The sequence below is a fragment of the Corynebacterium jeikeium genome (assembly GCA_003955985.1).
Classification (GTDB): Bacteria; Actinomycetota; Actinomycetes; order Mycobacteriales; family Mycobacteriaceae; genus Corynebacterium; species Corynebacterium jeikeium_D.
This window is the reverse complement of the sequence record CP033784.1, coordinates 207,479-227,810: the sequence shown is the minus strand read 5'-3', so window position 1 is coordinate 227,810 and position 20,332 is coordinate 207,479. Positions and strand designations below refer to the sequence as shown.

Genomic DNA, 20,332 nt, shown 5'->3' with positions numbered 1-20,332 from the left:
CTCAGCCTACCTTCCACCCCGGATCGGCTAGTTCGAACCCTCCTGGGAAACAACCGACTCACGGCACCAATCCCGCAGGTCAGCATCTACTTCGGCCAACTTCTGCATCAGCGCCTGCGGCCCCTGCTGCTCATAAAACACCAGCTCCGCATCCGTAATTGGCACCAGTTGCGTCATCGTGGTCATGCGTCCCTGCGGGGACTCCACATCACCCTCATGCAGGCTGATCTTGCCCGGCATCTCGGACACATTCGGCACCCCGTCGCTCCACACGTACGGCACCGTGCACAGCACGTGCGCCACGGTAAAGGCAGTGCTTGACGACGACTCCCCTACCTCGGCCACCTGATCGGCCGCCAGCCGCACCGCATTCGGAATGACACGGCCCGGAATTGGCGACAGGAACTCCGGCTCTTCCTCCACCAGCGCTCCCGCGGCCGCGACCATGGTGGCCACGGGAAAATCAGCGTATGCGACGGAGAAGAGCTCCACGCGGATATCCGTCTTTGCTGCGCCGGTCAGGCCACAGTAGTTGCGGCCCAACTCCACGGTGGCGGCTGCCGTTTCCGGACGACGCTCGTTCGCTTGGCCGTCCGGCCCGTCGTAAAGCGAGAACTCAGCGACCCGAAGCGGAGCCGAATCGTGTTCCTGCCCGTGCCGACCACTGGCCGGCAGCTCCGTCACATACTCGCCGACCTGGGGTTCTCCGGGGAAAAGCCCGGAGATCCAAAACTTCGTCTCTTCGAAGTTCATATAGTCCTATCCCGACCTACCTGGCTTACTTGGCCTACGCAGTCGCCTTCTCAGCGGCGGCGAGCAGCACACAGGTAGCGACGCCATCCATAGCAACCTCGAGCTCCTCCATCGGAGGCAGCGACGGTGCCAGGCGGATATTGCGATTATTCGGATCCTGCTTCAGCGGGAAGGAAGAACCAGAACCGGTCAGCGCAATGCCGGCATCCTTGGCCAGCTCCACCACGCGACGAGCAGTGCCATCGACCACGTCGAGGTTGATGAAGTAACCGCCGGTCGGCTTCGACCACTCTGCCACGCCGTACTCCGACAGGCGCTCATCCAGAATCTGCAGAACCTTCTCAAACTTCGGAGCCAGCGAACCTGCATGACGACGCATCTGCTCACGCACGCCCTCCGCGTCACCGAAGAACTTGGCGTGAGCCAACTGGTTGACCTTGTTCGGGCCAATGCCGCGGATACCAGCGTGCTTGAGGTAATCCTCCAAGTTGGCGTCCGAGGAAGCGTAGAAAGCAATACCAGCGCCTGCGAAGGTAATCTTCGAGGTCGAGCCGAATGCCCACACGCGGTTCGGGTTACCGGCCTCTTCCGCCCACTTAATGACGTTGTGAATCTCCGGGAACTCATCCGTCAGCGTGTGAACCATGTAGGCGTTATCCCACATCAGACGGAAATCCGGAGCGGCGGTCTCCATTTCAACCAGACGGCGGCAGACCTCAGCGCTGTAGGTCACACCCGTCGGATTCGAGAACATCGGGACATTCCACATGCCCTTAATCTGCGGGTCGGAGGCAACCAGCTTCTCCACGACATCCATATCCGGACCGTCTTCGTTCAACGGCACCTGAATCATTTCAATGCCGAAGTGCTGCGTGATAGCAAAGTGCCGGTCATACCCCGGAACCGGGCACAGCCACTTCAGCACCGGCTCCTCGTTCCACGGGCGCTCCGAGTCCACGTTGCCGAACTGCATGGCCCACGAAATCAGGTCAAACTGGATGTTCAGGCTGGAAGCATCCTGCGCCAGGACGTTTTCCACCGGCAGATCCATCAGTTCCGCCCAGATAGCGCGGATATCAGTAATGCCCTTGGCGTTGCCGTAATTGCGGACATCCTCCCCAGAAGCCGAAATGTAATCCGGCGCCGGGAGACCCAGCAGGGCGTTTGCGAAATCAAGCTGTTCCGACGACGGCTTACCACGAGTCAAATTCAGTGCGAGGTTACGGGACTTCAGTTCCTCATATGCCTTCGCAAACTCATCCTTGTGTGCCGCCAACTGCTGAACATCGAAGGAATCCACGGCCATGGTGTACGCACCCTCCCAGGTATCGGACATAAGTTAAAACCTGACAAAACTGGCACGGAAAGCTTTTTCCCCGCGCCGCATCCGGCTTTGCAACCAAGTGTAAGGCATACCCCGGATTGGGATTTCTACAACTTCCCCGACAGCGCATCCAGACGCTGCTTACTCGGCCCCTCCAAGCCGATAATCTCTACCTCTTTGCCCCGGTCAGCAAACTTGACCCTCACGGAATCTAACGCCGCCACCGTGGAGGCATCCCAAATCTCAGCCTCCGACATATCGATGACAATCCGCTGCGCAGGATCGGTGTAGTCGAATTGGTACACCAGGTCGTTACTGGAGGCGAAGAACAACTGACCCCGCACCTTGTACGTCCGGAAGTGGGCGCTGGGATCGTCGTCAAGCACTTCAATCCTGACCAGGTGAGCGACACGGCGCGCGAACATCAGCGACGCCACGACCACACCCAAAATCACCCCGATGGCGAGGTTATCCGTCGCCAGCGTGGCGATGACCGTCACCAGCATCACCGCCGTCTCCGAACGCGGCATCAGGCGCAACGTCCGCGGGGAAATCGAGCGCCAATCGACCGTGTCCACCGACACCACGACCATCACCGCAACCAGCGCCGCCATCGGAATCACTCCAACTGCAGAACTGAGCAGAAGGACCAGAATGAGCAGGAAGACACCGGAAAAGAGCGTCGTCAAGCGAGTGCGTCCCGACGATTCCTTCACACCCACCATCGTCTGACCAATCATCGCGCAGCCAGCGATACCGCCGAAGAAACCGCCCGCGATGTTCGCCACACCCAGCCCCCACGTCTCGCGGGTCTTGTCCGAATGCGTGTCGGTGATGTCGTCCACGAGCTTCGCCGTCATCAGCGATTCCATGATGCCGACAATCGCCACGCCCACCGAATACGGCGCAATCAGCTGCAGAGTCTCCCAGGTCAGGGGCACATTCGGGATCAGCAGCTGCGGGAGGGATTCCGGAAGCTCGCCCATATCGCTCACGTTCGGCACGCGCCAATTCGCCAACACCGCAACAAGCGTGACGACGATCACCGTTACCAGCGGAGCCGGAATCGCGGTGAACACGCGGGGCAGGAACACCATAATCGCAATACCCAGAGCGACCAGCGGATACACCAACCAGGGCACATCGATGAGATGCTCGAGCTGCGCAGTGAAAATGAGGATACCCAGCGCGTTAACAAAGCCAATCATGACCGCGCGCGGAATGAAACGCTGCAGCTTAGCGATACCCAGCGCCGCAAAAGCAATCTGCAACACACCCGCGAGCAGCACCGTTGGAATGAGGTAATCCATCCCGTACGTCCGCGACAACGGCGCGACGACGAGCGCAACCGAACCAGCGGCAGCAGTAATCATGGCCGGGCGACCACCCGTAAAGGCAATCACGATGGCCATAATCACCGAGCTAAACAGCCCCACCGCCGGGTCCACGCCCGCCAAGATGGAAAACGAAATGACCTCGGGGATCAGCGCGAACGACACCGCAGCACCGGCCAGCAGCTCGGTGCGCAGGCGCTTCGGTGAAGAAACTGCGAACCGGAAGGAGTCCCACACGCCCATTGGGGCTGGGGTTTCTCGGGTTTCGGGTGGTTCTGGTGTTTCTAGCGGTTCTCGTGTTGTCTGTGGTGGTACTCGCGTGTCGTCTGCATCGCTCATGCACAGTATTCTTCCAGACCAGCGAACGCGACCACTTGTGGCCAAGGTATTCACCTATCGATGCGCTGCAGCGTGGCCATAAGTGAATAGCTCATCGATAGGTGAAATGGCCTGGCCAATATCGCGGGGATAAGTGCCGAAAAAACATCGATAGGTCACAGGAAACCGCCGATAAGTGCCCGAAACCTAGCCATAAGTGCCAGAAGAACGCCGGGGATAAAAAAAGGGGACCCCACGCACCCGTCAGAGCTCGCTGACCCTTGCTGCATTCCTGCCCTGGGGGAGTTCACGAGATGGACGCCACATGGGATCCGTGAAGACAGCCTACTACAGGCCCAGGCAAAAAGTCACACTGCTAGCGCTCGCCGCACCGTTCAGCGAAGAACTGCCACACTAATCAGCGCACTGCCACCACGGATTCGTCACCAGTTTCGTGACAGCATTCATGACAGTTCCCCGCCTCCCCGCAGCCCCCGGCATACACTGCAAATCCGGGTTAAGTGACAAAAAGTGTGTCTGATTTTCAGCCTATTTGCTGGTCAGGCCGCATAAAACGGGCTTATATAAGGTTCCAGACCTTATTCAGGCCCGTTTCTTGCTCAATCCACCGGAATGGCTCCTGCATGTGGTAACAGGGGCCTGGTTGTCTTTCTGGGTGACTCCAAACAGACCCCGATGCCCTATATGCGCTGGGCAAATGAAGAAAAACGGCACCACAACCAAAGGGACAACCAGGTGGCGATGCAAAAACCCTGACTGCGGATGCTCAACAACACGACACCGCCCCGATCAGACCCACACCCGGGATTTCAAAGCGTTTCACACCTACGTCACCGGCACTGCTTCTTTAACCAAGGTGGCCGACACCTTGAATGTCTCCCGGCGCACACTCGACCGCCGGTTCACCTCATTGTGGCTTATCGATGTCCCTAACACCCCCGATCCCAACCGGGTCTACGACCAAATCTTCATCGACGGCACCTACACCGACGCTGGCTGCTTACTTGTGGCAGCCAGCCACGACCACGTCATCGCATGGCACTGGACACAACGCGAAACCGCCCACGCCTACACCCAACTACTCAAAAACATCGCCCCACCACTATGCGTTGTCCTCGACGGTGGCCAAGGCGCCTACTCAGCAATCAAAACCTGCTGGCCAACCACCCGCATCCAACGCTGCCTTGTCCATGCCCAACGCGTGGTCCGTCGCTACACCACCAGCCGTCCACGCACCGACGCAGGCAAAGCTATCTACGCCCTGGCGTTGAAACTGACCCGTATCACCACACTCGACCAGGCACGGGAGTGGACGCTGCGCCTGCATGACTTCGGACAGGTATTCAAAGCATTCCTCAACGAAAAAACACCCCTCCCCAAAGAACGCCGCACCCTCAACAACCAGTGGGAATGGACCCACCTGCGAGTTCGCAAGGCATACAACTCACTGCTGCACCTATCGCGCAATAACTGGCTGTTTACCTACCTGCAGCCACCACCAGAAGCACTCGAACCACAGCGCTGGGCATCAACAACCAACAGTCTGGAAGGCGGCGTCAACGCCCAGCTCAAACGCATCGCCGACGCGCATCGCGGCAGGTCCGGGGAACGCCAACGAAAAATGCTCGAGTGGTACCTGCACTCGAAAACGCAACTGCCTGACGACCCGCTAAAGATCGCCAGGCAGTGCAATTACGGACAAGATCAACTCGCCAAAGTCAACGATCTTGTCCCAGAAGACCACAACAAAGCCGACCACGAAACAGGACGACCAGCCTTCTACGACAACGCTATCCCAACCGAATACCAACACAACATAGGAATCCGGAAAGGGCCCATGAGATAAAAAGGGCCCACCCGGCGACACACCGAGCGGACACACTTTTTGTCACTTAACCCGCAAATCCACTCACCTGCATAAATACAAGAAAACCCCCGGCGTAAACCGGGGGTTTTCACTCTGCGGAGGATGTGGGATTTGAACCCACGAGGGATGTGACTCCCGCACGCGTTCCAGGCGTGTGACATAGGCCGCTAGTCGAATCCTCCAACGTCGTTAAAGACTACCCAACAAACCTCATTTTCCCAAAACGCGCCCCCTACCAGGGAAAACGAGGCATTTAAGCGACACTCCCGCGCAATCGGTGCAACCAACAACAACCAACTCCGGTTGCCGACTGCCGACTGCTGTTTCGCCCCCCACTCCCGGAATTTTTCCGGGAGTTACTTAGCCAGCCGAGCAATCGCCGCCGAGGCCTCCTCCAGCTTGGCGTCCAACTCCTCCGGGCCGCCCTCAGCCGCATGCACCACACAGTGATGGAGGTGAGCATCCAGAAGAGTTAACGCCAACGACTTCAACGCCGAATTCACCGCCGAAATCTGGGTCAAAACATCGATACAGTACTCTTCGTTCTCAATCATCCGACCAATGCCACGAACCTGCCCCTCAATGCGACGGATACGGGATTCATAACGCCGCTTCTCCGCGAGATAACCGGGATCAGTGGTGTCATGGCAGCAAGAATCGTCGTAAAGCGAATGCGATTGCGACGAACAACAAGACTCACTCATGAGTTACTCCTTTTTGAATAGCTGGTTGACTCGGAGAAAAACCGCGCAGACGCAGACTGTTGCCGACCACAAAAACCGACGAAAACGCCATCGCAGCGCCAGCCAACATCGGATTCAACAACCCCAGCGCGGCGACAGGAATTGCCAAAACGTTGTAGAAAAACGCCCAAAAAAGATTCGAACGAATCGTGCGGAGCGTCCGGCGTGACAACCGCAGCGCATCCGCAGCCGCCAACAGATCACCACGCACCAGCGTGATATCCGCAGCCTCCATCGCCACATCGGTGCCCGTGCCCATCGCCATGCCCAAATCCGCCTGCGCAAGAGCCGCAGCATCATTGATGCCATCGCCGACCATCGCCACACACGCGCCGCCAGCCTGCAACTTCTCAATCGTCGCGACCTTATCCTCCGGCATCACTCCCGAAATCACATCCTCGCGAGCAATACCGACCTCATCTGCGACCCGAAACGCCGGGCCGGCGGCGTCGCCGGTCAGCAGAATCGGCCGCACCCCCCACTCCCGGAATTTCGCGACCGCAGCCGCCGACGTCGGCTTCACCGAATCCGACACCTCCAACGTGCCCAGGAGCTCGCCGTCGCGGCGCACCGCAACCACCGTCCCCCCACTCCCGGAATTTTCCCCGGAGCGACCGACCTCGATGCGGTGGCCACCCACGGTGCCTTCAACCCCCACTCCCGGAATATCCCGGAAATCCGAAACCGGGAGTAGAGAATCCGGATCCGCCGCACGCACAATAGCCTGCGCAATCGGGTGATGCGACGCCGCCTCCACCGAAGCGGCAAGCGGCACCAGATTTTCGGGAGTGGGAGGAACCTCCGTCAACTCCATCACACCCGTAGTCACCGTGCCGGTCTTATCCAGCACAACCGTGTCGACCTTCCGCGCCGACTCCAGCACCTCCGGGCCGCGCAGCAACACACCCGCCTTGGCACCTTCACTCGTGCCGACCAGGAGCGCTGTGGGCGTCGCTAAGCCAAGCGCACACGGGCACGCGATGATGAGCACGGCGACCGCGGCCGTGACCGCCTCACTCGCGCCGTGCCCCGTGAGCAACCACGCACCGAGCGTGACCGCGGCGATCGCGATGACGGCGGGCACGAACACTCCCGAAACCCGATCCGCCAGCCGCTGCACCGGTGCCTTGCCCGTCTGCGCCGCCTCGACCATCGCTGCCATCTGCGCCAACTGCGTCTCCGAGCCCACGCGCGTCGCCCGCACAAGCAGCCGCCCGGACGTGTTAATCGTCGCCCCCGTCACCTCATCGCCAGGGCCGACCTCGACAGGCATCGGCTCGCCGGTCAGCATCGACGCATCCACCGCCGACGTGCCCTCCACGACAACGCCGTCCGTCGCGATCTTCTCACCAGGCCTAACGACGAACACCACTCCCGGACGGAGCTGTTCCACGGGCAGCCGCTTCTCCACTCCCGAACTTTCGAGAACGGAGACATCCTTGGCGCCAAGCTTCATCAACTCCCGGAGTGCCTGACCGGCGTTGCGCTTGGAGCGCTTCTCGAAGTAACGACCAATCAGCACAAACATGATGATGCCGGCCATCGCCTCGAGGTAGATGTTCATATCGGCATCACCAGGAGTGACCGTGAAGTGGAACTCGTGCTTGAGCCCCGGCAGCCCGGCACGCCCGAAGAACAACGCCCACACACTCCAGAGGAACGAAGCGGTCGTCCCCATAGTGATCAGCGTGTCCATGGTGACCTCGCCATGACGCAGATTCTTCAGTGTCGCGCGGTGGAACGGCCAGCCGGCCCACACAAAGACCGGCGCCGAGAGCGTGAGACACAGCCACTGCCAATTAGTGAACTGGAGGGCAGGAATCATCGACATTGCGATGACGGGAGCAGTGAGGATGACAGCGCCGATGACTCGGTTGCGCAGGTCCTCCAGCTCCCGGTCTTTCCCTTCGGGAGCAGCACCCGGTTCCTGTTCGGGCTCCTCCTGCGGAAGCTCAGCGGTGTACCCCGCTGCCACGATTGTGTCGATCAGTTGCTGCGGGTTGATGTCCGCCGGCGCCTCCACATGCGCCTTCTCGGTCGCATAGTTCACGCTCGCGTTAACGCCATCAAGTTTGTTCAGCTTGCGTTGGATACGGTTTGCGCACGACGCACACGTCATCCCGCCGACGGGGATATCAAGGGTGAGAAGTTGCTGCTCAGACATCCGCTTTCCTCTTTGGGGGTTTAGTTTGCGACCGCCTTGTAGCCAGCTTCATCCACTGCTGCGATTACGGCAGCGGTGTCAATGTCTGCATCCGAGGTCACGGAAAGGAAATTCTGGGAGCGGTCAACCTGGACATCAGTGATTCCCGGGAGTTCAGAGACTTCCTCCCGCACCGATGCCTCGCAGTGTCCGCATGTCATGCCAGTAACAGTAAAAGTTTGATTAGCCATACCCCAATATATACCCCCTATGGGTATATCTGTAAAGCTATTCGCGCTGACGGTAGCCCGAGTAGGCCCGCCCCGCGAGAGCTGTCGGGAAGGCAAGGTTGAATTCGGGCGGCGCGTGCAGAGACGGCGGGTGGCGGTAGACCGCGCCGGAGCCGTCGTCACGCTCGAGGTGCCCGTTGAGGCCTTGCCTGTCGTCATCGTTGGCGGCGTTATGTTCTTTGCAGGTCATGACCATGTTTTCCATAGTCGTGGCGCCGCCGTTTTTCCTGGCGACCAGGTGATGGGCCTGCCCGGCGTGGGCGGGGCGCGGGCACCCGGGCCACGCGCAGATGGGGTTGTCGAGGATCATCGCGATGCGCTGTTCCTCCGTCGCCAGGCGCGGGTTGTGTATCGGGAGTAGGTCGGTCGGCGTGTTGTGCTCGTCGTAGACCAGCACCCAGCCGGTGTCCGCGAGCAATGCCTCGACGAATTGTCCGGGAGTGAGGACGGAGCCGTTGGAGGTCGCCGCAAACCGCGGACTGTACTCCACGATGTCTTGCGCGGTTACGATGAGCGCGGGCTGGTAACGGAGCTTGTCGACGTCGTCAAGCGGCCCCTCCGACCCGTGTGCCAGGCGTTCTGCCAGCGCCTGACCGACACACCGATCCCGGGTGTAATCCTCGTGCGCTTTGGCGATTTCAGCTGCGCGCACGGTCAGCGGCGCGACCAGGTCGTCAATCATGTTCGCCGGACCGGTGACCTGCAGATGCTTCATCCCGCGGATGTCCGGATTCCGGGAGACGTGGGCGCGCAGGTGCTGCGGCGGCTCGTCGGTGCGGTTGAGCTCCTTGACCTTGGTGCGCATGTAGGTGTCGAGGCCCTCGAAGTCGTAGGCCGCGGCGGCGCGGGTGAAGTCCAGGCGGTAGTACTCCCGGATTTCGACGTTGTTGAGCTGCCCGGAGCGCTTGTCGATCTGCATGACCGTGTCCAGCGACAGCTTCAGCTCCCGGGCGATCGCGACGGCCTTGTCGCGGGATTCGACGTCAACATCCTTCTCGACCGTGCCGAACAGTCGCTCCGCACAGCGCAGCAGGCGCTTGAGCCGGAAGGGGTCGAAGCCGATGCTGGCTGCCAACTCCCGGTGCCCGGTGGATTTTTCCGGGAGTGCGGCGCGCAGGTCGGCGAGCACGTCAATCCCCCGTGTCGCCAGCGCGCTGAGCAGTCCCAATGCCGTCATGGGGCTAAGGCTAGCGTCCGGGAGGGGACGGCTTCAATCGCTTTTTGGCGTTGTCCACAGCCGTCGTAAAGCATGCACAATCTGCACAAACGGGCTTGACGACGCACTCCCGAAAGTGCCCTACCGGAACGCAACCTCTCCCACCGGCCGACGCAACTTCCGGGAGTGGAGGGTGTCGGGAGCGGCGGCCATGTCCTCGCACGCGCGCACGGCGGCCATGAGGTGCTCTTCCTTGGAGGACTGGTAGAACTCGCGGGCGGATTTCGGGAGTTTGGGTTTGTCATGCAGCGGCATGTCGGAGACGCTGAGCAGCGCCCCGTAGGGCACGCGGAAGCGGTAGCCGTTGGCGGCGATGGTGGCGGATTCCATTTCGACGCCGATGGCGGTGGATTTCTGCAGCTCCCGGTAGAGGTCGGTCTGGGAGCGCCACTCCCAGTTGCGGTCGGAGGTCGACAGCACGGTGCCGGTGCGTAGGCGCTTTTTCAGTTCGTCGCCGGAAAGCCCGGAGACGCGGGCGAGCGCGTTGGTGACGGCGAGCTGAATTTCCGCAATCGGCGGGATGGGCTTTTCCAGGGGCACGTAGTTATCGAGGACTCCGTCAGCGCGGTCGTAACCGTTGGCGAGAATCATGTCGCCGATGCGCATGCGGCCGTCGAGGCCGGCGCAGTGTCCGACCATCATCCAGCAGTGCGGTCGCGTGACGGCGAGGCAGTCGGTGATGGTTTTGGCGTTCGAGGGGCCGACGCCGATGTCGATGATGGTGATGCCGCATTGGTCGTCGCGGAGCAAGTGGTACGCCGGCATCTGCGAGGCGTGCGCGTGCTGACGGCAAACTCCGGGAGTGGGGATGGCGCCGATGTCGTAGCGCTGCCCACCCGGGCACGCCAGCGCCGTGTACCCGTGCGGATTTCCGGGAGTGAGGGTGGCGGCGTATTCGAGGAACACGTCCGTGTGCAGCTGGTAGTTGGTAAATAGCACGAAGCGCTGGATGTTTGCGGCGTGCGACCCGGTGTAGTGTTCGAGGCGCTGGAGGGCGAGGTCGATGCGCTGGGCGGTAAAGAGGCTCAAGGGTTTGATAAGCAGGCCCAGGTAGTCGGCTTCGCCGTCGGCGATGGTGTCGTCGATGCTGGCGGAGTCGATGGGGGTAAACGTCTTCTCCACTGCCGCCAGCATGCTTGCCGACGCCCCTTCCCTCCCCGCCGCTTCCTCGGCGGCCGCGTCGAATCCGCGGCACATCCGGAGTGGGATGGGCTGGTCGGAGACGCGCACCTCGACTTCGCCGCCGTGGTTGGCGAGCAGGTCGGTAATTTGCTCGATGAGGTAGGTGCGGAACATCACCGGGCGGGTGATGGTGGTGGCATACACTCCCGGACGGTCGACGAAGCCGTGTGACAGGGAGGGGTCGACATCCTCGACGGCGCTGCCGGCCGGGACGGTGAAGCGTAGTTCGGGGTAGTAGGCGCGCACCGGCCCACTCCCGGAATTTCCGTTAGTGGCGGCGGTGTACTGCTCGACTAAGTAGGCCATCCCTGCCCGGTGGATTTCGGTGAGCCGGTCGACGGCTGCGGCGGCGTCGGTGTAGAAGTCGCCTTCGCCTTCGGTGGGCCAGAACGGGGGTGTTGCGGAGTCTCGTACCTGCATATCCCAAGGCTAGGCGGAGAGTTTCCCGCTCGCATCCGCGCCGCGCTCATCACGCCAGGCACGCGCACGAAACCAGCAGCTCAGTGCCGGCTCCACACTCCTTCGCGGCTGCGGCGGACCTCAAAGACCTGGTGCACGTGGTAGCCGCCGATGGTGGGGATGGTGAGGAAGTGGCGACCGTCGTCAAGCTCGTGCCAGAGGATGCGACCGTAGCGCACGCCGTCGCGGACGTGGGCGCTGAGGTAGTCGGCGCGTTGTTGGCCGCGGAGGGTGGCGTAGAAGGCGGGGTCGACGGGTAGTTGGACGAGATTCCGGGAGTGGGGGTCGATGTCGACTTCTTGCAGTCGGATGGCGACGGGTCGGCCGTCGACGAGAAGGTCAGCGGTGTGACGGCTGAGGTGGATGATGTGGACGTCGCTTATTGTGGTGTGCATTTGGCGCTCCTATTCGCTCTTCCCCGCAGGCGGTCTGTGGGGCTGATCTTCCTTTGGGGCACCGGGTCCGCGAATCGGGCGGTTGCCTATCGACGCTGTCAAAGGCCATTTCTCGTCGATATCTTGTGATCGTGTCGCCCACCCTAACACCAACTAGACAGCTTTGTCTACCATCTCCCGCACGCTTTACGACGAAGCCCCCCCACCCCGCCACCCCCGGAAGCTACCGCCTTCCACCTCGCCCGCTGACTACCCCTTCCCCGTCAGCACCAGGACCACCAGCGCCACGTTGAGCGCGATGATGAGCCCGCAGATAACCCACGCGACCCGGCGCAGTAGTGGGGTGTTGGCCCAGATGCCCATCTCGGCACGCGAGGAGGTCATGCGCACCAGCGGGACCAGCGCAAACGGGATACCAATCGACAGCACCACCTGGCTGAGCACCAGCGCCCAGGTCGGCTCCACGCCGCTGGCGATAATGAGCAGCGCCGGAATGATGGTGACTATGCGGCGCACCAGCATCGGCACGTGCACTTTCAACAGGTCACGCATAATCAGGTCGCCGGCGTAGCAGCCGACAGAGGACGACGCCAGCCCGGAGGCCAACAGCCCAACGCCGAAAAGTATGCCCACCACGGGACCAAGTGCGCTGGTCACAGCGGCGTGGGCGCCTTCGATAGAGTCAGTCCCCTCCACCCCCGGGAGCGCTTCGGCCGCAAGACACAGCATGCCGATATTCACCGACCCGGCCAGCACGAGCGCACCGAAGACATCGATACGCGTGGCCCGCAGGTGCTGGCGCAGCGAGGAGTCATCTTCCACCTTGTACTCGCGGTCGCGCACCAGCCCGGAGTGCAGGTAGACCGCATGCGGCATCACGGTCGCACCCAGCATGGATGCCGCCAGCACCACGGTGTGCGCGCCTTGGAAGCGCGGCAGAATTCCGCTGGCCATCTCCCCGAGACTCAGGCCCGTGACAAACAGCCCGGCCAGGAACCCCACCGTAATGACCAGCAGGAACGCCACAATCACGCCCTCAAAAGTGCGTTGCGAACGCCCACCCTGAAGCAACAACAGCCCCAGCGAGACCACGCCAACAATGACACCGCCAAGCAGCATCGGCGTCCCAAAGAGCAGGTACAGCGCCGTGGCGCCACCAATAATTTCCGCCACATCCGTCGCTGCCGCCACAATCTCGGCCTGCACCCAGTACGCCAGCCGCCCCGGCCGGTTCGAACCGAAGCGGTCGGCGACACCTTCGGTCAGCGACCGCCCCGTCACCAGGCCGTACTTCGCCGACAGGTACTGCACAACCATCGCCATGAGGTTGGACACCACCAACACCCACAGCAGCAGATACCCGTAGCTCGCGCCCGCGGACAGGTTCGCAGCCACATTTCCGGGGTCCACGTAGGCAATCGCTGCCACAAAAGCAGGCCCCAGCAGACTCATCATGGGCTTGCGGTTTTTCTCGCTTGACGACGTCACTTGCGACCCTTGTGCCCCTGAATCATTCACCCGGCCATTATTTCACGGCCTCGACACTAAATCTTCAATCAGCCCAAAATTTGGGCAGCCATGGTGCCACCGAGATTTACCAGGCGGTCGGAGATGTCGTCGTCAAGCGAACCGACAAACACGACGGGCTCGGCCGCAAGCTCCCACTTGTAGCCGGTCGTGATGGTTTTCATGGCGTTTTCCGCCCCGGTGGTGTCGAAGCCGCCGCGGATCCAGTAGGAAAATGGCAGCCCCTTGGTAACTTCCTGCGCCTCCCGGAAGGTGGTGTCGAAGAAGTGCTTGAGCGCGCCGGAGATGTATCCAAAGTTGGCGGAGGTGCCGAGCAGGATAGCGTCAGTGCTGGTCAGGTCATCGATGGTGGCGTCGAGAGCCTCGACAACCTTGACATCCACGCCCTCTAGCGCGGGATCGTTGGCGCCCTCGAGCGCGTGACTTAAGACCTCCTGCAGGAGCGGGGTCGGGGAATGGTGGACGACTAGAAGAGTAGGCATGTCCCGAGGGTAACGAAGCGGCCCCTAGAAAATCACCTGTTCGCGAGGAATTTCCAGACCCGCACGCAGGGCTTCCGGGAGGTCAGCGATGGAGTCGAGCTCTACGCCCCCGCCACCATCACTACCGTTACCGCCACTCAGCGAATCCAAAATCCACCGCTGCGCCGCCTCCACGGACACCTCGCCGAGAGTCACGTCGCCATCCCGCTTGGACAATCGGCGCCCCTTAGAGTTCACCACCAGTGGCACGTGCACGAACGAAGGCGCCGCATACCCCAAAAGACCAGCCAAGTACGTCTGGCGCGGGGCGGAGGACATCAGGTCATCACCACGCACGACTTCAGTGATACCCTGCTCGGCATCATCGACGACGACCGCGAGGTTGTAGGCCCACATGCCATCGGCACGCTGAAGGACAAAGTCATCGATCGGAGCGGCAATCTCGCCATACAGTTCATCGGTCGCGGTCCCCTCAGTCACCTGCGATTTCAGGCGTATCGACGGTCTTCTCCCCGCCGCCGCAAATTCGGCTTTCTTCGCGGCGAGGTGCTCGTCGTCAAGCGAACGGCACGTGCCGGGATACTGACCTGGCACGCCATGCGGCGCGGAGGAGGCGGCGAGGATTTCGCGGCGCGTGCAGAAGCAGGGATAGGTCAGGCCGCGTTGCGTGAGGTCGGCGAGCGCGGATTCATACAGGTCAGAGCGTTCTGACTGGCGGACCGGGGCGCCATCCCAGTCGATGCCGATGGCCTCGAGATCGGCGAGCTGCTGCACCTCATACTCGGGGCGGGAGCGCTGGCGGTCGATATCTTCGATACGCACGATGAAGCGGCCACCCTGCGCGCGGGCGTGCGCCCAGGCGAGAACTGCGGTGCGCAGGTTTCCCAGGTGCAGCCGACCGGTCGGCGAAGGGGCGTAGCGGCCGGTGGGAGGTAGGAGCGTTGAACAGTTGATGGTTATCACTTGCTTTAAATTGGCCACCATTACAGATTAGCGAGCCGACTAGAAGAAATGCGACAATCCCTTCATCCAATTAAAGTTCATACAATCTTACATATTGACTATCGGCTACCCCCAGATTAGACGGTTACCAAAATAACGTCATTAACCCCCATAGGACATTAATTATTTTGTTATAGTTTTCCCATGTCGGCCTATCAAACATATTTGAGGACACTCAATAATGACTAAAAAGGGACACATAACCCGTCGTAAATTCACATCATTAATCCTAGCTGTAAGCGCTACCGTCACATCTCTTTGCGCAATGCATCCAGGAACAGCCTCCGCAAGCCCACATAGCGCTGACACATTACTCGACCAGGGAACAACCGTCTTTGGAGGCAGCGCACAGAGCAACAACCCTGCATCATATGATTATGTTCCCAAAACATCGACAGCTACTTCCGCCGTGAGAAGTGCTTCAGGATATGCATGGATTCCAGCATTCCACTACCAATTTGGAGGGGTAAACATCCCAGTTCCCGGCGGACAAATCTTCCACCGCATTGATGGCCAGCGCACTCACATTAACGAAGAAACTGCCACATACAGCGCACCTGCGAATATTTGCAATTATCGTTTCGACTTCCAAAATCGCGATAATTTCGGCCGAATTGTATCTACTAGATCGACTGGCATACATAACGGTTGTCAATTCGGAATGGTGGGGCATGCGCCACTCAAAAACTTTGATATCCAACCTGGAATGATGTGCGCCCGCCTTTTCGTAAGTGGATCTTTCCGAGGTGAGCAATGTCACCACATCTACAGATAAAATCACTACAGTTCATTTCCGCTGCAGGAATAGCGGTAAGCATTCTTTGCATACTAGGTATCGCAAATGGCATGTATACGCTGGGACAGCTTGCTCAGCAAACTACTCACATGAGCACAACCGCTGTCACTGCAAAGGCCGACAGGGCATTGCTCTATTCTGAAATTTCTCTAGTGTCTCTCATCGTTAGCTGCATTGCACTATTTATTTGCAGCATTCGTATGAAAAATATTAGTTACGAGAAGAAATCCTAGCGGCTCACAGAGAGACTGGCCCCCGGAGATTTCGGCTCTCGCTAGAAAAATTCAACCTCGAAGACTTCATCGGCGCTCGCTTGGAGCCCTGAGCGGCAGGTAACATTCCCTCCCGTGACAAATAACGAAAACCTGCCCAAGTCTGGGCCGGGCAACGCCGAGGCTGCCGCTGTGAGCACCTCGCACGCGCCCGAGAACGCAACTAAGTCCGAATCCACAGCACACACGCCACGCCACATCCCGGTACCGAAATCGCTGTACCCGATGTTCACGGCCATTTTCATTGGCGTGCTGATTGCCTCCAACATCACCGCCACCAAGGGCGTGGAAATCTTCGGCCTGGCCACCGACGGTGCCTTCTTCCTCTTCCCCTTGAGCTACGTCATCGGCGACGTGCTTTCCGAGTGCTATGGCTACAAAGCCACCCGCCGCACCGTGTGGACCGGTTTCGCCATCCTCGCCGGCGCAATGCTCTGCTTCTTTGCCGCCATCAAGCTCCCGGCGGCACCGTGGTACGAGAATCAGGAAGCCTTCGCCACTGTGCTGGGCACCGTCCCGCAGCTTGTTCTCGCAGGTCTGGCCGGTTATGTCGTCGGTCAGCTGCTCAACGCCTGGTCGCTCAACGCCATTAAGAAGCGCACTGGTGAAAAGGCTCTCTGGGCGCGACTGATGGGCTCGACTGTGGTTGGCGAGTTCGTCGATACGCTCATCTTCTGCTCCATCGCCGCCACCGCTATCGGCATCGATACCTGGGGTACCTTCGTCAACTACGTCATCGTCGGCTTCATCTGGAAGACCGCCGTCGAGATTGTAGTCATGCCAGTCACCTACGCCGTCATCGCGTGGGTCAAGCGCCGCGAAGGCTACTACGACACGCGCGTTCCCGCTTAACGACGAAAAAAGTGCCGCGACCTCGCCTGAGAAGCGAGTAGTCGCGGCACTTTTTGCTTTTACTTCACATCCCGTTTGGCATTGACCCAATGAGCAACGCCAACAGCCACAACAATCCAGGCCACCAGCACCACGATGTTGAACCACATCGGCTGCGTCATGCCGGCCTCAAACCCGATGCGTGGATTCTCCGGATTTGCCATCAGACCGCCCAATTGCGTCGACAACTGCTGAATGCGTGCACCCGGCGTGACCAGCCACAGTGGCCGGAAAATCGCATACGCCAGCGCCGCGAACTCCAGCATGCTTTCCACCACCAGAATCCACACCAGCGGAATAGCGACAGCGGCCACGCGCGAGCGCGTCAGCACTCCCAGCGACATCGCGATTAGTCCAAACACTACAAAGCCAAGCACTCCGGCGAGCATGTCCGTGGCAGCGTCGCCGCCCTTGAACTCCACGCGCGGGGAAACCGTCACCGATAGCCAAGCAAGCGCCACACCAATGACCCAACAGACAGCAATCAGCACAAGGGTCAGCGTCATCCGTGCCGAAAGCCACAGGCTCCTTCGGTCCTGCGTCAAGAACGCATGCGCATTCATCTGATCGTTGTACTCACCCGCCAGGGTGGAGCCACCAAAGGCAATCACGATCATGTTGAAGATCACGGTCCCCAACAGCAGCAATTCCCAATCAGCGGTTGCACCAGCGTCCGCCGCCATGCTGAAAGCCGCCATCGGCCCAGCTATCGAGCCCACCAACAACACCACATACACCCACGTGCCACGCAGGCTGGCTAGCTTCGTCCACTCCGACCGCAAAGCGTTTCCAAAACTCATCTCAGTCACTCCCCTACTGCCCAATCGCCTGCGCGCGGTATTCCTGCGATTCCTGGGTCGCAGCCAGGAACTTTTCCTCCAGGTTGTCGCGCTTCGTGTGCAACCGCGTCACCAACAGCCCCTCACGCAGAGCAGCGGCCGCAATGTCGCGGCGGAGTTGCTGCTCGCTGATGCCGTCGTAAAGCGGAATGCGCAATTGCTTATCGACGTCAACCCCACGCGCGACCGGCCCTAACGCCTGCAGCAGCCGAGCGGGGTCATCGACTTCAACTTCGATGACCGTGCCGTCGGAAAGGAATTCATCCATGCTGTACTCGCCGATCATGCGACCGCGGCCGATGACGACGATGCGGTCGGCGGTGAGCTGCATCTCGGAAAGGAGGTGCGACGACACGAGGACAGCGCAGCCCTGTGCGGCCAGCGCCTTGATGGTGTGGCGCATCCACGAGACGCCTTCGGGGTCCAGGCCGTTGACCGGCTCATCCAAAATCAGATGCTGCGGCTTGCCGAGCAGAGCCGCTGCCACTCCCAGACGCTGCTTCATGCCCAGCGAGTAGCCGCCGACCTTGTCCTTCGCCGCCTCGGTCATGCCGACCTGCTCAAGGCACTCTTCCACGCGGGTGTCGGGGATGCCGGCGCCGCGGGCGAGGGCCCGCAGATGAGCGCGGCCCGAACGAGCCTTGTTGTGCCAACCGGCATCCAGAATTGCACCGGCGATGCTGGGCTTATTCTTCAGCGTGGAAAAGGGCTGGTTGCTGTAGGTGTTGCCCTGGGAATCCGTCCCGGTGAACAAGGCCTGGCCCGTGGTCGGGGTATCGAGGCCCAGCATGCAGCGCATGGTGGTGGACTTGCCGGAGCCATTTGGGCCGAGAAAACCTGTCACTACACCGTCGGGAACGGTGAAGGACAGGTCATCGACGGCTAATTTCGAACCGTACTTCTTGCTGAGTCGTTCAACCGTGATCATGTCCTCCATGATGCCGGTTGAGACTGCCTCGCGCAGTAGAGCTAGGTCTAGTTTTGGGCTTCCCCCGGGCCCGCCCAGCCGCCACTTCACGCCACTGGACTGATTCGGGTGTTCCCTGCCACTTCACGCCACTGGTGTCACCTCATGCCACCTCCACAGATGGCACGAGGTGACATGGCTGTCGTGAAGTGCGAAAAGGCAGAAGCCTAGCCCCAGCCCAGCCGGCCCCTAATTCCCCACCGCACGACCACCGTTGGCGTAGTAGCGGCCCATGAACTCATCGCGATACTCGAAGAACCGGTCCTCCAGGATCGCAGCGCGAATGTTCTCCACCAGCTGCACCATGAAAAACAGGTTGTGAATCGTGCACAGCGTGCCAGCCAGGTACTCCTTGGCCTTCAACAGATGATGCAGGTAGGCCCGGGAATAATTCAGCGAAGTGTAGGAGGGCACCTCCGCATCCACGGGGCGGAAGTCGTTCTTGAAGCGGGCATTCGTCAAGGTCATCCGGCCATCGAGCGTGTACACACCACCACGGCGGGCAAGCCTGGTCGGAGCCACGCAGTCAAAGGTGTCGGCACCGGCCTCGACAGCGGCGAAAATATCGTCCGGCTCGGAAATCCCCAGCAGGTGGCGGGCGCGGTCGTCGGGAAGCTCGTCGTTGACCCAACCGCAGATCAGGCCCAGGTTCTGCTTCTCAATCGCCCCACCAATGCCATAGCCGTGGAAGCCGAGCTGGCCGGCATCCTCGAACTCGCGGGAGAGCTCCACCAGCCCGCGGGCGGCCTTGCGGCGCAGGTCTTCGTACTGCGCACCCTGCACGACACCGAATAACTGCTGGATGGGCAACTGGCCGTCGTCAAGCGAATGAACATGCGCATCGACCTGACCGCGCGAAATCGTCAGCTCGTTGTGAGCCTCCAGGCAACGGCGCGCCCAGCGGTGCGTGCGCTCGACGGATGCCTCCTGGTAGCCGCGGGTGTTCATCAGCGTGGTGAGCTCGTCGAACGCCATCATGATGTCGGCGCCCAGCGCGTGCTGAATACGCATGGACACCTCCGGCGTGAAGCGGTGCTCGGAGCCGTCGATGTGCGAGCGGAAAGTCACGCCGTCCTCGTCGACGAACGCGTTGCGCTCTTTGCCCTCGGCGACGATGTCATCTTTCTGCATGCCGGTGACGTCCATCGCAAGGGTCTTTTTAAAGCCCGCGCCGAGGCTGAGCACCTGGAATCCGCCGGAGTCGGTGAATGTCGGGCCGTTCCAGTTGGAGAACTTTGCCAACCCGCCGGCCTGGTCGACGATTTCCTCGCCGGGCTGCAGGTACAGGTGGTACGCATTCGACAGCATCGCCTGCGCGCCGGTGGATCGCACCTGCTCGGGCGTGAGCGTCTTCACGCTCGCCTTCGTGCCGACCGGAATGAACGCCGGCGTAGCAATATCGCCATGCGGGGTGTGGATGGTGCCAGCACGTCCGCGCGCGCCTTCGATTTGCTTTACGACGTCAAAGCCCGTCGTCCTCGACTGCGACATGAAGCTCCTTGGTTGTGGTC

General features: G+C 60.7%; 18 protein-coding genes, 1 tRNA gene, 1 other RNA gene and 1 riboswitch. Of the genes, 3 read left to right on the top strand and 17 right to left on the bottom strand.

Translation table 11 applies throughout. From position 1 onward, the window contains the following. Window positions 1-27 precede the first annotated feature (27 nt). From EGX79_00975 to ffs, 4 genes are all read right to left on the bottom strand, one after another. Window positions 28-753: a hypothetical protein gene (locus EGX79_00975; GenBank protein ID AYX80879.1), complete on the bottom strand. Its 726-nt coding sequence runs from the start codon at window positions 751-753 to the stop codon at window positions 28-30. A 34-nt stretch (window positions 754-787) separates the two neighbouring features. Then, window positions 788-2,089 (bottom strand): aminotransferase, encoded by a 1,302-nt coding sequence (locus tag EGX79_00970; protein ID AYX80878.1) that lies wholly within the window; start codon window positions 2,087-2,089, stop codon window positions 788-790. A gap of 95 nt (window positions 2,090-2,184) precedes the next feature. Beyond that, window positions 2,185-3,654 carry a SulP family inorganic anion transporter gene (locus tag EGX79_00965; protein ID AYX80877.1) on the bottom strand — a complete coding sequence of 490 codons (1,470 nt, stop codon included), beginning with the start codon at window positions 3,652-3,654 and terminating at the stop codon, window positions 2,185-2,187. 317 nt (window positions 3,655-3,971) lie between these two features. Beyond that, window positions 3,972-4,066, bottom strand: an RNA gene (ffs, locus tag EGX79_00960) — signal recognition particle sRNA small type. Between the two features lie 279 nt (window positions 4,067-4,345). On the opposite strand from ffs, the gene EGX79_00955 reads away from it, so the two are divergent. After that, the gene (locus EGX79_00955) at window positions 4,346-5,596 is read left to right on the top strand and encodes an IS1249 family transposase (protein ID AYX82665.1); all 1,251 of its coding nucleotides are present in this window, start codon (window positions 4,346-4,348) and stop codon (window positions 5,594-5,596) included. 117 nt (window positions 5,597-5,713) lie between these two features. Here EGX79_00955 and EGX79_00950 read toward each other — a convergent pair. The 10 genes from EGX79_00950 to EGX79_00905 form a co-directional block, all read right to left on the bottom strand. Further along, window positions 5,714-5,799: transfer RNA gene (locus EGX79_00950), tRNA-Ser, on the bottom strand. A gap of 174 nt (window positions 5,800-5,973) precedes the next feature. Further along, the gene (locus tag EGX79_00945; protein AYX80876.1) at window positions 5,974-6,321 is read right to left on the bottom strand and encodes a metal-sensitive transcriptional regulator; all 348 of its coding nucleotides are present in this window, start codon (window positions 6,319-6,321) and stop codon (window positions 5,974-5,976) included. Further along, a complete protein-coding gene (gene cadA / locus EGX79_00940) occupies window positions 6,314-8,524 on the bottom strand; it encodes a cadmium-translocating P-type ATPase (GenBank protein AYX80875.1) in 2,211 nt (736 codons plus the stop codon). The genes EGX79_00945 and cadA overlap by 8 nt, the downstream gene beginning before the upstream one ends. A gap of 20 nt (window positions 8,525-8,544) precedes the next feature. Continuing rightward, a complete protein-coding gene (locus EGX79_00935; GenBank protein AYX80874.1) occupies window positions 8,545-8,754 on the bottom strand; it encodes a heavy-metal-associated domain-containing protein in 210 nt (69 codons plus the stop codon). Between the two features lie 37 nt (window positions 8,755-8,791). Then, entirely contained in the window at window positions 8,792-9,970 is a 1,179-nt protein-coding gene (locus EGX79_00930) for an HNH endonuclease (GenBank protein ID AYX80873.1), read from the bottom strand. A 120-nt stretch (window positions 9,971-10,090) separates the two neighbouring features. Then, window positions 10,091-11,611: an AMP nucleosidase gene (locus tag EGX79_00925; GenBank protein ID AYX80872.1), complete on the bottom strand. Its 1,521-nt coding sequence runs from the start codon at window positions 11,609-11,611 to the stop codon at window positions 10,091-10,093. An 80-nt stretch (window positions 11,612-11,691) separates the two neighbouring features. Beyond that, on the bottom strand, window positions 11,692-12,045 hold the full coding sequence (locus tag EGX79_00920) for a hypothetical protein (GenBank protein ID AYX80871.1): 354 nt from the start codon (window positions 12,043-12,045) through the stop codon (window positions 11,692-11,694). Window positions 12,046-12,055: 10 nt separating this feature from the next. Then, a riboswitch (SAM riboswitch) is annotated at window positions 12,056-12,176 on the bottom strand. A gap of 118 nt (window positions 12,177-12,294) precedes the next feature. After that, complete coding sequence (gene mntH, locus EGX79_00915; protein AYX80870.1) at window positions 12,295-13,533, bottom strand: divalent metal cation transporter MntH; 1,239 nt, start codon at window positions 13,531-13,533, stop codon at window positions 12,295-12,297. Window positions 13,534-13,601: 68 nt separating this feature from the next. After that, window positions 13,602-14,054 carry a flavodoxin gene (locus EGX79_00910; protein ID AYX80869.1) on the bottom strand — a complete coding sequence of 151 codons (453 nt, stop codon included), beginning with the start codon at window positions 14,052-14,054 and terminating at the stop codon, window positions 13,602-13,604. A 24-nt stretch (window positions 14,055-14,078) separates the two neighbouring features. Beyond that, window positions 14,079-15,038 carry a tRNA glutamyl-Q(34) synthetase GluQRS gene (locus tag EGX79_00905; GenBank protein AYX80868.1) on the bottom strand — a complete coding sequence of 320 codons (960 nt, stop codon included), beginning with the start codon at window positions 15,036-15,038 and terminating at the stop codon, window positions 14,079-14,081. A gap of 864 nt (window positions 15,039-15,902) precedes the next feature. On the opposite strand from EGX79_00905, the gene EGX79_00900 reads away from it, so the two are divergent. After that, entirely contained in the window at window positions 15,903-16,085 is a 183-nt protein-coding gene (locus EGX79_00900) for a hypothetical protein (protein AYX80867.1), read from the top strand. 114 nt (window positions 16,086-16,199) lie between these two features. After that, window positions 16,200-16,976 (top strand): VUT family protein, encoded by a 777-nt coding sequence (locus EGX79_00895; GenBank protein AYX80866.1) that lies wholly within the window; start codon window positions 16,200-16,202, stop codon window positions 16,974-16,976. 59 nt (window positions 16,977-17,035) lie between these two features. Here the strand turns inward: EGX79_00895 and EGX79_00890 are convergent, their stop codons facing one another. From EGX79_00890 to EGX79_00880, 3 genes are all read right to left on the bottom strand, one after another. Further along, entirely contained in the window at window positions 17,036-17,815 is a 780-nt protein-coding gene (locus EGX79_00890) for an ABC transporter permease (protein AYX82664.1), read from the bottom strand. Window positions 17,816-17,828: 13 nt separating this feature from the next. Beyond that, window positions 17,829-18,782 carry an ABC transporter ATP-binding protein gene (locus tag EGX79_00885; protein AYX82663.1) on the bottom strand — a complete coding sequence of 318 codons (954 nt, stop codon included), beginning with the start codon at window positions 18,780-18,782 and terminating at the stop codon, window positions 17,829-17,831. Between the two features lie 228 nt (window positions 18,783-19,010). Continuing rightward, a complete protein-coding gene (locus tag EGX79_00880; GenBank protein AYX80865.1) occupies window positions 19,011-20,312 on the bottom strand; it encodes a tRNA guanosine(34) transglycosylase Tgt in 1,302 nt (433 codons plus the stop codon). Window positions 20,313-20,332: the final 20 nt, after the last annotated feature.

What these genes read in the sequence shown, in the direction of transcription:
- EGX79_00975 (AYX80879.1), bottom strand. Translation starts at nt 753, where the DNA reads ATGAACTTCGAAGAGACGAAGTTTTGGATCTCCGGGCTTTTCCCCGGA.
- EGX79_00970 (AYX80878.1), bottom strand. Translation starts at nt 2,089, where the DNA reads ATGTCCGATACCTGGGAGGGTGCGTACACCATGGCCGTGGATTCCTTC.
- EGX79_00965 (AYX80877.1), bottom strand. Translation starts at nt 3,654, where the DNA reads ATGGGCGTGTGGGACTCCTTCCGGTTCGCAGTTTCTTCACCGAAGCGC.
- EGX79_00945 (AYX80876.1), bottom strand. Translation starts at nt 6,321, where the DNA reads ATGAGTGAGTCTTGTTGTTCGTCGCAATCGCATTCGCTTTACGACGAT.
- cadA (AYX80875.1), bottom strand. Translation starts at nt 8,524, where the DNA reads ATGTCTGAGCAGCAACTTCTCACCCTTGATATCCCCGTCGGCGGGATG.
- EGX79_00935 (AYX80874.1), bottom strand. Translation starts at nt 8,754, where the DNA reads ATGGCTAATCAAACTTTTACTGTTACTGGCATGACATGCGGACACTGC.
- EGX79_00930 (AYX80873.1), bottom strand. Translation starts at nt 9,970, where the DNA reads ATGACGGCATTGGGACTGCTCAGCGCGCTGGCGACACGGGGGATTGAC.
- EGX79_00925 (AYX80872.1), bottom strand. Translation starts at nt 11,611, where the DNA reads ATGCAGGTACGAGACTCCGCAACACCCCCGTTCTGGCCCACCGAAGGC.
- EGX79_00920 (AYX80871.1), bottom strand. Translation starts at nt 12,045, where the DNA reads ATGCACACCACAATAAGCGACGTCCACATCATCCACCTCAGCCGTCAC.
- EGX79_00910 (AYX80869.1), bottom strand. Translation starts at nt 14,054, where the DNA reads ATGCCTACTCTTCTAGTCGTCCACCATTCCCCGACCCCGCTCCTGCAG.
- EGX79_00905 (AYX80868.1), bottom strand. Translation starts at nt 15,038, where the DNA reads ATGGTGGCCAATTTAAAGCAAGTGATAACCATCAACTGTTCAACGCTC.
- EGX79_00900 (AYX80867.1), top strand. Translation starts at nt 15,903, where the DNA reads ATGTATACGCTGGGACAGCTTGCTCAGCAAACTACTCACATGAGCACA.
- EGX79_00890 (AYX82664.1), bottom strand. Translation starts at nt 17,815, where the DNA reads ATGAGTTTTGGAAACGCTTTGCGGTCGGAGTGGACGAAGCTAGCCAGC.
- EGX79_00885 (AYX82663.1), bottom strand. Translation starts at nt 18,782, where the DNA reads ATGATCACGGTTGAACGACTCAGCAAGAAGTACGGTTCGAAATTAGCC.
- EGX79_00880 (AYX80865.1), bottom strand. Translation starts at nt 20,312, where the DNA reads ATGTCGCAGTCGAGGACGACGGGCTTTGACGTCGTAAAGCAAATCGAA.